At 35.8% G+C, this 12,722-nt stretch carries 12 protein-coding genes and 1 tRNA gene; 6 read left to right on the forward strand and 7 right to left on the reverse strand.

Annotation, left to right across the window (positions count from 1 at the left end):
- Positions 1 to 4: 4 nt before the first annotated feature.
- Entirely contained in the window at positions 5 to 859 is an 855-nt protein-coding gene (locus ACJJVU_RS01720) for an OmpA family protein (protein ID WP_405227426.1), read from the forward strand.
- A gap of 3 nt (positions 860 to 862) precedes the next feature.
- On the opposite strand, the gene ACJJVU_RS01725 is transcribed toward ACJJVU_RS01720, so the two are convergent.
- The 4 genes from ACJJVU_RS01725 to ACJJVU_RS01740 form a co-directional block, all read right to left on the reverse strand.
- Positions 863 to 1,384: a GNAT family N-acetyltransferase gene (locus tag ACJJVU_RS01725; RefSeq protein WP_405221617.1), complete on the reverse strand. Its 522-nt coding sequence runs from the start codon at positions 1,382 to 1,384 to the stop codon at positions 863 to 865.
- Positions 1,385 to 1,465: 81 nt separating this feature from the next.
- Positions 1,466 to 1,921: a GNAT family N-acetyltransferase gene (locus ACJJVU_RS01730; protein ID WP_405221620.1), complete on the reverse strand. Its 456-nt coding sequence runs from the start codon at positions 1,919 to 1,921 to the stop codon at positions 1,466 to 1,468.
- Between the two features lie 30 nt (positions 1,922 to 1,951).
- Positions 1,952 to 2,383, reverse strand: coding sequence for a ribose 5-phosphate isomerase B (rpiB, locus tag ACJJVU_RS01735; protein ID WP_298323356.1), 432 nt, complete (start codon positions 2,381 to 2,383; stop codon positions 1,952 to 1,954).
- Positions 2,384 to 3,290: 907 nt separating this feature from the next.
- Positions 3,291 to 3,458, reverse strand: coding sequence for a hypothetical protein (locus tag ACJJVU_RS01740; RefSeq protein WP_298323358.1), 168 nt, complete (start codon positions 3,456 to 3,458; stop codon positions 3,291 to 3,293).
- Between the two features lie 305 nt (positions 3,459 to 3,763).
- Here ACJJVU_RS01740 and rnr point away from each other — a divergent pair, with 305 nt between their 5' ends.
- The 4 genes from rnr to ACJJVU_RS01760 all read left to right on the forward strand — a co-directional run bounded on the left by rnr (position 3,764) and on the right by ACJJVU_RS01760 (position 9,480).
- Positions 3,764 to 5,968, forward strand: coding sequence for a ribonuclease R (gene rnr / locus ACJJVU_RS01745; RefSeq protein WP_405221623.1), 2,205 nt, complete (start codon positions 3,764 to 3,766; stop codon positions 5,966 to 5,968).
- A 167-nt stretch (positions 5,969 to 6,135) separates the two neighbouring features.
- Entirely contained in the window at positions 6,136 to 7,659 is a 1,524-nt protein-coding gene (locus ACJJVU_RS01750; RefSeq protein ID WP_405221626.1) for a GNAT family N-acetyltransferase, read from the forward strand.
- Positions 7,660 to 7,954: 295 nt separating this feature from the next.
- Positions 7,955 to 8,626 (forward strand): head GIN domain-containing protein, encoded by a 672-nt coding sequence (locus tag ACJJVU_RS01755; RefSeq protein ID WP_041295636.1) that lies wholly within the window; start codon positions 7,955 to 7,957, stop codon positions 8,624 to 8,626.
- 152 nt (positions 8,627 to 8,778) lie between these two features.
- Entirely contained in the window at positions 8,779 to 9,480 is a 702-nt protein-coding gene (locus ACJJVU_RS01760) for a LysE family translocator (protein ID WP_298323368.1), read from the forward strand.
- A 57-nt stretch (positions 9,481 to 9,537) separates the two neighbouring features.
- Here ACJJVU_RS01760 and ACJJVU_RS01765 read toward each other — a convergent pair.
- The 3 genes from ACJJVU_RS01765 to ACJJVU_RS01775 form a co-directional block, all read right to left on the reverse strand.
- Positions 9,538 to 9,608, reverse strand: a tRNA-Cys gene (locus ACJJVU_RS01765).
- Positions 9,609 to 9,735: 127 nt separating this feature from the next.
- Positions 9,736 to 10,092 carry a dihydroneopterin aldolase gene (gene folB / locus ACJJVU_RS01770; protein ID WP_108877472.1) on the reverse strand — a complete coding sequence of 119 codons (357 nt, stop codon included), beginning with the start codon at positions 10,090 to 10,092 and terminating at the stop codon, positions 9,736 to 9,738.
- An 82-nt stretch (positions 10,093 to 10,174) separates the two neighbouring features.
- A complete protein-coding gene (locus ACJJVU_RS01775) occupies positions 10,175 to 10,384 on the reverse strand; it encodes a zinc ribbon domain-containing protein (protein ID WP_013750656.1) in 210 nt (69 codons plus the stop codon).
- A 254-nt stretch (positions 10,385 to 10,638) separates the two neighbouring features.
- On the opposite strand from ACJJVU_RS01775, the gene ACJJVU_RS01780 reads away from it, so the two are divergent.
- A complete protein-coding gene (locus tag ACJJVU_RS01780) occupies positions 10,639 to 12,675 on the forward strand; it encodes a glutamine--tRNA ligase/YqeY domain fusion protein (protein WP_405221630.1) in 2,037 nt (678 codons plus the stop codon).
- Positions 12,676 to 12,722: the final 47 nt, after the last annotated feature.

Raw genomic sequence — 12,722 nt, forward strand, 5'->3', positions numbered from 1 at the left:
ACATATTGCATGTTACCTCTGTGTACTTTCTGCAAGTGCGCAAGTAGATCGCACTCATGAAACCTTTTTTGACACAGATAAATCGGCGCTTATTAAAACGGAGTTAGCGTCTTTAAATCGCTTTATCGCATCGCTGCCTAAGGATAAAATAGAAGATATATCTATTTATGGCTATTGTGATGATCGTGGCACAGATGCCTATAATAAACGTCTCTCGCAAGATCGCGCAAATACCATTAAGGACATTTTTATGTTGCAAGGTGTTGCAGACACAATTATCAAAAATTCTGATGGAAAGGGAGAGCTTTTACTCACCAGATTAGATGATGCGGGAAGCGAGATACAACGTAAACTTAATCGAAAAGTAGAAATTATCGTTTCTCTAAAACAAGCCCGTAAGGCTACTCCAGAAGAAGTAGAAGTGGCTGAAGAAATCACGACCAAAATAGATCGCTATAAAAACTACGAAGAAGACACTATAGCCAAAGGAGATCGTATTTTGCTTAAAAACATCCTCTTTAAAACCAACTATAGCTACATACACGGGAAGTCATACAATGATTTAAAAAAACTAGCCAAATACTTAAAAGAACATCCAGAAATCATATTTAAGATTCAAGGTCATGTGTGTTGTGTAGATCACGGTCGGGATGGTATCAATCTTAAAACTGGCAAGCGCAATCTCTCTGAAGCAAGAGCAAAGTTCATTTATGATTATCTCGCAGATCAAGGAGTTGCCAAAAAACGCATGCGTTATCAAGGTTTCGGGAGTAGGTTTCCACTAGGTGGTGACCCGGCAGATGATAAGCGTGTGGAAATTTATGTAACTTATATCAAGAAGGTAAAGGCTAAGAAGTAGTTGTTACAGTCCTTCATTTTCAAGCTCATAATACATCAGTTCTTCGTTTTCTAGCTCTATATTTTTTGTGAAGCTAAGGCCTAGTTTTTCTAGTAATTTTCGGGAGGCGATGTTACTTTCCATGGTAATGGCCCCTAGTGTAGGTATCTTAAATATATTGAAGGCGGCGTTTTTTAAGCAAGTTGCAGCTTCATATGCATAGCCGTTTCCTTCAAATTTTCCTAAAAAAGAAAAACCTATATCTACACCATCTAGACCTTCTCTGTCATAGAGACCACAGCAGCCTAATTTTTCATTATCAGCCTTTCTAATTACCGTATAATTGCCATAACTAAGACGTTCGTACTGCGGAAGCACTTTTGTTTTGATATAGGTTTGAGCCTCTATAAGATTGTGTACATTTCTATCGCCTATAAACTCAAGCCATTTAGGCATATTGAGTAATTCAAGAAATAATGGAGCGTCATCTACTGTAGTAGGTATAAGTAATAATCGCTCTGTTTCAAAAGTTTTGAGAGTCATCATTATAGCTTTTTATTAAACGTCTTACGCTTTCGCGAAAGCGTAACTCAACCATATAATTATCTCAATAATTATACGTTGTTTTTATGTTCTGATCATCACAATGTGAGGAATCCCATCTTCTAGATATTCTGCTCCTTGTTCTTTAAAACCTAGGTTGTTGTAAAAGCTTTTTAAGTACTTCTGTGCAGATATTTTTATAATGCGCTCATCGTAGTATTTATGCACGGCTTCTATAGATGCGTTCATAAGATCATAACCGTACTTAAAGTTTCGCTGGTTTTCTTTTACAAGAACGCGACCTATACTGGCTTGATTAAAGTATGCACCTGGTTTGAAAATACGTGTGTAAGCAATGAGTTGGTCGTCTTTATAACCTAGAACGTGTACCGCTTTGTCATCCTTACCATCTATATCTTGGTACACACAATCTTGTTCTACAACAAAAACCTCAGATCTGAGCTGTAGTATGGCGTATAACTCGTCTCTACTTATAAACTCGTACTTCTTTATAATAAAATGAATGGCAGCTTCTTCCATATGTATATCGCGCAGCGAATTTTTTTTGAGTTATTTACAAGCTATCTTATCTACGCGTCTTTGGTGGCGTCCGCCTTCAAAATCTGTTGCGAGAAAAGCTTTAACCATGTCTAGTGCTTGATTTTCTGAAGTATATCTGGCAGGAATTGCTATTACATTTGCGTTGTTATGCTCACGTGCAAGCACTGCAATTTCTTTAATCCAACATAATGCTGCTCTTACACCTTGATGTTTATTAACAGTCATGGCAATACCGTTACCACTACCACAAATTACAATCCCAAAATCTGCCTCACCCTTTTCTACATCGCTAGCGACAGGGTGTCCAAAGTCTGGATAATCAACACTTCCATCATCGTTTGTACCGTAGTTATTAACGGTATGTCCAGCTTCTTTTAAAAAATTTACAATAAGATTCTTATAACTGGTTCCTGCGTGATCGTTACCTATAGAGATTTTCATAGTACGTTTGTTTTACACATCAAAGTTAAGGAATAGCATTCTCGTTTTATAAATAAGTGGTAACGTGATATCCTTCTTATATGAACAATAAGGTGAGTGATAGCTCTTAACTACATTATGGTATAAAGCACGACAATTGTTAATAACGTTAAGTAACTAACATATAGTTATTTAACTTAGTATTTACATAGTGAATTGTCATAATTAGGGATCAAATATTCCAATTCTAGACTATTGTTAATAACCCTTGAATACCTGTTGATAGCGTTTGTCAATAACTTTTGACGGTAAATGATAACTCTACTTGCAGATTAAGATTAAAAAAACAATACTAGACTTAGTGTACACGAACCAAATTTTTCTTTGCTTAATAGTGATCAATTTTATGAGCACAAAAAGAGCCGATTTTTAATAAGTTGATAACTCGACTTATGAGCAATTTGTAATAATCTATGGTTATCAACATTTGTTAATAGTGATTCATAAACCTCATGTTTTCAGTAGAAAAACAATATCATAACTGTATGATAAGGTGTGAACAACTATCAAAAAGTGATATTTACAATATTCCTTCTTAAAAGTTATACCGCTATTCACAGTATATAATAAGCATCATTATTTTTTAAAATTTTAAAAGAAAACAAATGATATATATATATATGTGAATAACATCTAAAATTTAAAAAATTGAATTCTGTAAAATGAAAGCTCTCTTTAGTCAATTGAATGAAAAAATGGGAGTGACTACTTTTGATTATCCTGAAGTGATTTATTTTTAAAAGCGTAGTACTTGACTTTCTGTATACTTGAAAAGGAAAATACTAGAAAGATGAAGGCATGAGTATATTCTTCTATCTTTTGTAAAAAAGAAGAAGGAATCGTTTTAAAAGAAAAGCTTAAATGAAATTTATGAGTGGTAAGAAACTCCTTTCGTTGTAGCAGGTGCTGTAGTATGACGGCTATTTGTTTCCTCTTCAAAAGCTGCATTGATATATACCACAGCAACGATTACCCCTACTAAGAATATAGCAAGGAGCAGAATCGTGTTTTTATGTATTAATTTGGAGGTATTCATAGTTGTCATCTACTTAAAGACGTAATAAAAATCAAAACGTTACAGCAAAATTAAGATTTTATTAAGATAATACTAATATTTTGTTAAAATTAGAGTGTTAAACTTTAGTATAGATCTTGTTAGGGTTGTGAGACTGTGTAAAAACGGTATAAGAGTTGCATTAGATATTATATCTTTAAAGTACGCTTTCGCGAAAGCGTATAAAAACAAATTAAAGTATACAAAACGTTACTAAACCTTAAATTTTTAACATAAAAGCTATAGTTGAGCTTTTTAGGACTAATTTTGTGACAGAAATAAAATAGATGAATAGCAAGAAGAGAAGGAGAGGACCAGGAAAAATATCAAACCTCTCAGAAAGAATCGTTAGAATATTAAAAGACGATCACCAAAAAACCTACAATTACAAACAAATAGCGGCCAAACTTGATGTAGACGATCCATCCAGCCGCAACCAAATTATCAAACACTTACAGCAACTTAAGGCCAAAGAGCAGATTATAGAAGAAGAACGCGGCCAGTTTAAGATTGCTTCAAATAAAAATTACCACACCGGAATTCTAGATGTATCTGGAAAAGGTGGAGGTTATGTGATGGTAGATGATCTCGAACAAGACATTTATGTACCACCGCATCACTTAAATAAAGCTTTAAATGGTGACGAAGTAGAGGTATATATTTACCGCCAGCGCCGTAGTAAGAAGCATGAAGGAGAGATTACAAAAATAATTAAGCGCAAAACTGAAGAGTTTGTTGGTGTGGTAAAACTTCAAAAGAAGTTTGCTTTTGTACTTACTTCTGAGTCAAACAAGATGTACACCGATGTTTTTGTACCGCTTAAAAAGCTGGGCAAGGCAGAAGATGGTGATAAGGTGGTGGTAACTATAGAAGACTGGCCAGATAAGGCAGATTCTCCCTTTGGAAGAATTACAAAGGTCTTAGGAAAACCAGGAGAACACAATACAGAAATACATTCTATCCTTGCTCAATATGGACTTCCATATGAGTTTCCAGAAGAGGTAGAAGAGTTTGCAAATAAGATAGATACGTCTATAAAAGCAGACGAAATTGCAAAACGTCGCGACATGCGTGATGTGCTCACTTATACCATAGATCCTAAGGATGCAAAAGATTTTGATGATGCATTAAGTTTTCAAAAACTTGAGAATGGTAATTATGAGATAGGAATTCACATTGCAGATGTAAGTCATTATCTCGTACCGGGAACGATACTAGATGATGAAGCTTATGAGCGTGCAACATCAGTATATCTTGTAGATAGGGTAGTACCTATGTTACCAGAAATATTGAGTAATGGTGCGTGTTCATTAAGACCTCATGAAGAGAAGTATACATTCTCTGCAGTGTTTGAAATGAAAGCAGACTCTGGAAAAATAGTAGATTCTTGGTATGGACGTACTGTAACTTATAGTGATGCCCGCTTTGCATATGAAGAAGCACAAGCAATCATAGAAAGCAGATCAAACCTCATCCCAGCCGAAGTATCTCTTACCGGAGAAGCTTATAAAGTATCTGATGAGCTTGTAGAAGCAACATTAGAAATGGACAGAATTGCAAAAATCATGCGTCGCCAGCGCATGAAGGATGGAGCTATTTCTTTTGATAAAGTAGAAGTGAAATTCAAGCTGGATGATGATATGAATCCAGAAGGCGTTTATTTTAAAACCTCTAAGGATGCAAATAAACTTATTGAAGAGTTTATGCTACTTGCAAACAGAAAAGTATCTGAATTTATAGGAAAGCAAGCTCCTAAAAAGACATTTGTATACAGAATACACGACGAGCCTAATGATGAAAAACTAGCATCTCTTGAAAAAGTGATAGGGAAGTTTGGTTATAAATTAGACTTAAAAGATCGTAAGACTACGACCTCTTCTTTAAACCAACTTCTTACAGATGTACAAGGGAAGAAGGAGCAAAACATGGTAGATACACTTGCTATACGCACCATGAGTAAGGCAGTATACTCTACAGAAAATATAGGTCATTACGGTCTTGCTTTTGATTATTATAGTCACTTTACATCTCCTATACGTCGTTATCCAGATGTAATGGTGCATAGATTATTGCAGCATTATCTTGATGGTGGTAAATCTGCTAGTGAAGAAGAGTATGAGCAAAAATGTAAGCACTCTTCACAAATGGAGCAGCTAGCTACAAGTTCAGAACGAGACAGCATCAAGTATATGCAAGTTAAGTTCATGCAAGATCATAAGGATGAAGAGTTTGTAGGTGTTATTTCTGGAGTTACAGAATGGGGAATTTATGTAGAGATAATCTCAAACAAGTGTGAAGGAATGGTGCGCTTAAGAGATATTAAAGGTGATCACTATGAATTTGATCAAGATAGCTACTCTGTAATAGGGCAGAAATCTGGTAACCAGATTACTCTAGGAGATGAAGTAATAGTAAAAGTAAAAGAAGCAGATCTAGTGAAGAAGCATCTTGATTTTACACTTGTGGGTGTAAAGGAAGGGTTGCATCAGTAGGTAACTTATTACTTATATTAAAGTTTAAACCATCACACTATCATAAGTGTGATGGTTTTTTTTATGCTATTAATTATTCTTAAAAGTTTAGCAAATTATTAAGAAAAAGCGCACTAATTTTGTGATCTTATAGAAGAATTAAAAATCGATCTTCTTAACCATACTACATGTCAACATCCATAGAAAATATCGAGCTTAAATATCTTACGCTCAACGATTACGAAGAACTTAAAAGTGCAATGATACAGGCGTATTCTAATATGCCAGACATGTACTGGAATGAGAAGCAAATCACTGCACTCATCAATAAGTTTCCAGAAGGTCAAGTAGTAATTAAAATTGATGGAAAACTCGCAGGTTGCGCGCTTTCTATAAAACTCAATGAATCTACTTTTGACAGTGTTCATACTTATGAACAAATCACAGGTAACTATACATTCAATACGCATAAGCCTGATGGAGATATTCTATACGGTATCGATGTTTTTATTAAGACAGAATACAGAGGTTTACGTTTAGGAAGAAGATTATACGATTATCGTAAAGAACTTTGTGAGGAGCAAAACTTAAAAGGAATTCTCTTTGGAGGACGTATTCCTAACTACCACAAACACGCAGATTCTGTAACTCCTAAGGAATATATTGAGAAGGTAAAACGCAAAGAAATCCACGATCCGGTATTAAACTTCCAGATTAATAATGATTTTCACCCTGCTAAGATTTTAAAAGGATATCTACCTGGTGATGAAGACTCAGGTGAGTTTGCCGTACTTCTAGAGTGGAATAACATCTACTACGAGAAAAAATCTGTTGTTGCAGCTACACAAAAAAAGGTAGTAAGACTTGGCTTAATACAGTGGCAAATGCGTTTGTATAAAGATCTTGAAGAGCTCATGCAGCAAGCAGAGTACTTTGTAGATGCAGTATCTGGTTACCGATCAGATTTTGCACTCTTTCCAGAGTTCTTTAATGCTCCGCTTATGGCAGAAAATAATCACCTACCAGTTTCAGAAGCAATACGTGAGCTCGCAAAACATACTGAGGAGATTAAAAATCGTTTTTCACAGTTAGCAATATCTTATAACATCAATATCATTACAGGTAGTATGCCAGAAGTGGTAGATGATTTACTATACAACGTAGGTTATTTATGCCGTAGAGATGGAAGTACAGAACGTTATGAAAAACTTCACGTAACTCCAGATGAGGCAAAAGTATGGGGAATGCAAGGAGGTAATAAACTGCACTCTTTTGATACAGACTGTGGTAAAATAGGAATTCTAATTTGCTATGATTCTGAGTTTCCAGAACTAAGTAGGATTCTTGCAGACGACGGTATGGATATTCTTTTTGTTCCTTTCCTTACAGATACTCAAAACGGATACTCTCGAGTACGTAACTGCGCACAAGCAAGAGCTATTGAAAATGAATGTTACGTTGCCATTGCAGGTAGTGTAGGTAACTTACCTAAGGTGCATAACATGGATATCCAGTATGCACAGTCTATGGTGTTTACTCCTTGTGACTTTTCATTTCCAGCAAACGGGATTAAGGCAGAGGCTACACCTAACACAGAGATGATTCTTATTGCAGATTGTGATATAGACTTATTACGTAACCTCAACCAGTTTGGAGCTGTTAAGAACCTAAGAGATCGTCGTAAAGATTTATTTGAGTTAAGAAGAAGATAGATTTTTAAATACGCTTTCGCGAAAGCGTAACACATCTCACAAAGAACTGTTTCATAAAGAATTTGATATTAAAACAAAGAACTGCCATACTTGCAATGAAGAAATAACTGTAGCTTTTAGAGCAAGGTTAAATCACGCCAAAGAGTGGGTTTTTATATGTGAAACATGTTGCGATAAACATCGTTATAAAGAAAGTTACACCTATGGTGGAACATGGAAAGGGAAGAGGCATTAAGCTGTAAACTGTAACAATCTATTAATAGCTGTGTCTCTATATCAAACAAAAACAATGAATATGAAATTTATATATACGATAGTAGCGCTAGTTATTACAGCAACAGCATTTGCTCAAAATCCAGTTACAAAAGACGTAGGAGATTTTACAGAAGTAAAAGTGTACGATCGCATTGTAGTAAATCTTGTAAAGTCTACCGAGAATAAAGTAATTATTACGGGTGAAGATGTAAGCCAGGTACAAGTAGTAAACAAGGATGGAACATTAAAAATCAAAATGGATCTCGATCTTATTTTTGATGGAAACAAAACCTTTGTACATGTGCATTACAATAACCTGCAAGTAATAGATGGAAATGAAGGAGCTGTAATTACCTCAAATGAACTCATAGAACAAGACAAGATTGAGATTAAAATGCAAGAAGGTGCTCGTGTAAAAGTAGGCTTACTTGTAAAAGAAGCGCATTTAAGAGCCGTTACAGGAGGTATTATAGAAGCAAGTGGTCAAGCAACCCTACAAAAGGTTAAAGTGAACACAGGAGGCATCTATGAGGGTAGAGATCTAGAAACAGAAACAGCCGAGATATTTGTACAAGCAGGAGGAGAAGTAGAAGCCTATGCGAGTAAACTAGCAGATCTAACAATAAGAGCAGGTGGAGATATAGTAATTTATGGTAACCCAGCAGAGGTGAAGCGTCGTCGTACTTTTGGAGGGCGTATCAAAATAATGTAAGCTATTATGATCATAGTGCAATCTTCTATAACAGGTTTGAAAGCACTTTAAATTATTAATCAATAGATATATACAAAGGATGTTTACATACGTAGGCATCCTTTTCTTTTTACTGTATGCTTTTGTCTAACTTTGTGTAAAGCACTTTCTATATGTTTCAAGATTTACACACGGCTATACCTCTAGGATTTTTCTTAGCGTTCTTGATAGGCCCTGTATTTTTTGTGTTACTAGAAACGGCGGCTACCAAAGGTTTTAGAGCTGCACTTACCTTTGATATAGGTGTTATCATTGCAGATATCGTGTTTATAGTAGTTGCATATTTAAGTAGTTATCAACTACTGGAAAATTTAAGCAACCAGCCGGGTCTCTATGTTTTTGGAGGAGCGATATTAATTGTGTACGGACTTACCATTTATCTTAAAAAACCTACCCGAGATGCACTTGATCCTAACAGAGCCAAAGTGAAGAAAGGTGGTTATTTACAGCTATTTATAAAAGGATTTTTACTCAACTTTATCAATATAGGAGTACTTGTTTTCTGGTTGGGAATCTTAATAATTGTAGGTCCTACGGTAGAGAATGATGGTGACCGTTTACTAGGTTTCTTTATAGGGATGATAGGTGCTTATCTCGTTACGGATTTAGGTAAAATAATACTCGCAAAGCAACTTAAGCGTTACCTCACACCACGCAGAATTTTTAAAGTAAAAAAGGTTTTAGGTCTTATTCTTATTTTTTGTGGTCTTGTACTGGTAACAAAAGGTTTTGTTCCTTCAGATGAGTTTAATATCCAGCAAGAGATGGAACGTTTTCAAGAGATTCCAGAAATCAAGCCAGACACCATCCATTAATTAAGTCTTTACAATAGAGAACAAAAAAAAAGGAACTCCGTTAGAAGTTCCTTTTTGAGGTGTCGAGCGGATTCGAACCGCTGTAGATGGTGTTGCAGACCATTGCCTAGCCACTCGGCCACGACACCTTATGTGGGTGCAAATATAGGAATAGTACTGACAAATATCGAAATGAGATATTCTTTTTTTTCTTTATAAATAATACAAATTCTTTTTACGAATTTTTAACTCGTTTTACCTCTGAGAATAAAGGTATTAACGTACTCGAGTACGCTCTACAGTAACCATCTCTACATCTCCACCTATAGGAGGATTTACTTTTGATACTGCAACCGTAGCTAGCTGTATAAGAGCTTCTTCCTTAAAAAATCGGACTAAAATACGCTCGCACACTACTTCTAGTAATGCAGAAGGAATTGCCATTTCTTCTTTTACAATACGGTTAAGCAATACATAGTCTACCGTGTCTGCAAGTTTATCTGTTTGTGCACTTTTTGATAAATCTGCTTCAATCTCTACGTCTACTCTGTAGTCTGATCCTATGGCAGTTTCCTCAGAAAGACAGCCGTGGTAGGCGTATGCACGTATGTTTGTTACTCTTATTTTTCCCATGATATGGTATTGTTTATAAGTGTCCAAAGTTACAACTCAAAACATGATTTTGCATTTTTAAAACACGAGGTTTAATCTTGTCTTATCCTCCAAACAAATCAAAAATGTTACTAAGTGCTCCAGTTTTGGCCTTGTAAAACTCCGTGTATGAGCAATTTTTACATGTTACTGTGCTGTACTTTTCTGTTTGCATATTGAGCAATTTTGTTAGAAAACTACCAGTAGCACGCATTTCGCCTATTTTGTAAGTATGGTTTTGGCATTTTACGCAAGTATAATTAAGTGGTTTCATAGTGTATTGTTGTTATAATAGATGAGTGTCTATTTTTTTAAAATGTTACACAACGACAGTTTAAACCTCATAAGCCAGTTATAAACAACAGCTTTTGATACTATGCTTGGTAAGAGAGTTACCTAGTACAATGGTTTGTATGAATGCTTATACATAATGATTTCAAGTTTTCGCGTAAGCAATAAAAACATCAGTTAAAACACTTATTAAATCCAACTACAAATTGATTAATTTTACCCTTACAATCATACATCATGACAGAGGATAATAAATCATTGAATTTTCTAGAACAAATTGTTGAAGAAGACCTTAAAGGGAGCTATTCTAAAGAGGATTTGCGTTTTCGCTTTCCACCAGAACCTAATGGGTATTTACATATAGGTCACTGTAAGGCAATCTGTATAAGTTTTGGGCTAGGGGAGAAGTACGGGGCACCGGTTAACTTACGTTTTGACGATACTAACCCAGCAAAAGAAGAGCAAGAATATGTCGATGCTATCAAGGAAGATGTTTCTTGGTTAGGGTATCAATGGGATAAGGAGTGTTTTTCAAGTGATTATTTCCAGCAGTTATATGATTGGACTGTCCAGCTTATTAAGGATGGAAAAGCTTATGTAGATTCTCAATCTAGTGAGGCAATGGCAGAGCAGAAGGGAACACCTACACAACCTGGTGTGCCTGGACCTTACCGTGATCGTACGGTAGAAGAAAACTTAGACCTTTTTGCTAGAATGAAAGCGGGTGAGTTTAAGGAAGGAGAGCATATTTTACGTGCAAAGATTGATATGGCGCATGTGAACATGTTAATGCGTGATCCTATTATTTATCGTGTGTTGCACAAAGATCACCACCGTACAGGTAGTGACTGGTGTATCTACCCTATGTATGACTGGACACATGGAGAGAGTGATTATATAGAACAGGTAAGTCATAGTTTATGTTCGCTTGAGTTTAAGCCTCACAGAGAACTTTATGATTGGTTCTTAGACCAAGTATACTCTGGTGAGGATTTACGTCCTAAGCAGCGCGAGTTTGCACGTCTTAACCTCAACTATACAATTATGAGTAAACGCAAGTTGCTCACACTGGTAGAAAAAGGAGTAGTTTCTGGATGGGATGACCCACGTATGCCTACTATTTCTGGACTAAGACGTCGTGGTTATACAGCTGCAGCAATACGTAATTTTATAGATGCAGTAGGAGTTGCAAAGCGTGAGAATGTGATTGATGTTGCATTGTTAGAATTCCACATTCGTCAGGATTTAAATAACATTGCTCCTAGAGTAATGGCAGTATTAGATCCAGTAAAACTGGTGATTACTAACTATCCAGAAGGTAAAGAGGAGTGGCTAGATGCAGAGAATAATCCAGAAGATGAGGCTGCTGGAGAGCGTAAAGTTCCTTTTAGTAGAGAGTTGTACATAGAACGTGAGGATTTTAAAGAAAATGCTGGAAACAAGTATTTCCGCCTTACTACAGATAAAGAAGTACGTTTAAAAAATTCATACATCATTAAAGGTGGTGAGGTTATCAAAGATGAGAACGGAGTTATCACAGAGATACACTGTACCTATGATCCAGAGAGTAGATCTGGAAGCGGTACAGAAGCTTCTAAGCGCAATGTAAAAGGAACACTACATTGGGTTTCTATTGCTCATGCGATTAAAGCAGAGGTACGTTTATTTGATAGACTATTTAGTGATGAAAATCCTGATGGTCATGAGGATAAAGACTTTATGGAATTTATAAATCCTAACAGTCTTACTACAATCACTGGATATCTTGAGCCAAGTCTTAAAGACGTTGAGGTAGGGGATATATTCCAGTTCCAGCGCAAGGGATATTTTAATGTAGATAAAGAATCTACAGCAGATCACCTTATTTTTAATAGAACGGTAGGTTTGCGTGATTCATGGGCAAAAGTAAAGCCTAAACAAGCACAAGGTAACACGCAAGGTCAAGCAAAACCACAGCAACAGCAAAAAGCTTCAGCTCTTAGTACGATTAATAAACTAGGTAAGAAACTTGCAAATCTACCAGAAGATAAACGTATTGCGGCTGTTGCAGATATACAAAAGTTAGCAGCGGGTTTAACAGAGGATGAGGTAAAAGGATTCTTTAATACTTCGGCAAAAAAGGTGGGTACTCGTATTGCGGGTATTGAGAGTTTGTACGCTTTCGCGAAAGCGCAAAACAAAACTATTAATGACATTGAAGGAGCCAAAGCATTTGTTGAAAAGGCAAAAGAAGATAGCAACGAAATATTACAAGAAGCAGCGTCTAGATTTTAATATCTAGGATCTATATTTTAACAATTATTGGCATAAATGTCTCATTT

This window comes from Dokdonia sp. Asnod1-B02, from assembly GCF_045063955.1.
Taxonomy (GTDB): domain Bacteria; phylum Bacteroidota; class Bacteroidia; order Flavobacteriales; family Flavobacteriaceae; genus Dokdonia.

Excerpts from the sequence above, each read along its gene's own strand:
- rpiB (WP_298323356.1), bottom strand. The coding sequence starts at position 2,383 with ATGAAAATCTCTATAGGTAACGATCACGCAGGAACCAGTTATAAGAAT.
- ACJJVU_RS01725 (WP_405221617.1), bottom strand. The coding sequence starts at position 1,384 with ATGATGACTCTCAAAACTTTTGAAACAGAGCGATTATTACTTATACCT.
- rnr (WP_405221623.1), top strand. The coding sequence starts at position 3,764 with ATGAATAGCAAGAAGAGAAGGAGAGGACCAGGAAAAATATCAAACCTC.
- folB (WP_108877472.1), bottom strand. The coding sequence starts at position 10,092 with ATGGGAAAAATAAGAGTAACAAACATACGTGCATACGCCTACCACGGC.
- ACJJVU_RS01750 (WP_405221626.1), top strand. The coding sequence starts at position 6,136 with ATGTCAACATCCATAGAAAATATCGAGCTTAAATATCTTACGCTCAAC.
- ACJJVU_RS01755 (WP_041295636.1), top strand. The coding sequence starts at position 7,955 with ATGAAATTTATATATACGATAGTAGCGCTAGTTATTACAGCAACAGCA.
- ACJJVU_RS01775 (WP_013750656.1), bottom strand. The coding sequence starts at position 10,384 with ATGAAACCACTTAATTATACTTGCGTAAAATGCCAAAACCATACTTAC.
- ACJJVU_RS01760 (WP_298323368.1), top strand. The coding sequence starts at position 8,779 with ATGTTTCAAGATTTACACACGGCTATACCTCTAGGATTTTTCTTAGCG.
- ACJJVU_RS01780 (WP_405221630.1), top strand. The coding sequence starts at position 10,639 with ATGACAGAGGATAATAAATCATTGAATTTTCTAGAACAAATTGTTGAA.
- ACJJVU_RS01730 (WP_405221620.1), bottom strand. The coding sequence starts at position 1,921 with ATGGAAGAAGCTGCCATTCATTTTATTATAAAGAAGTACGAGTTTATA.
- ACJJVU_RS01740 (WP_298323358.1), bottom strand. The coding sequence starts at position 3,458 with ATGAATACCTCCAAATTAATACATAAAAACACGATTCTGCTCCTTGCT.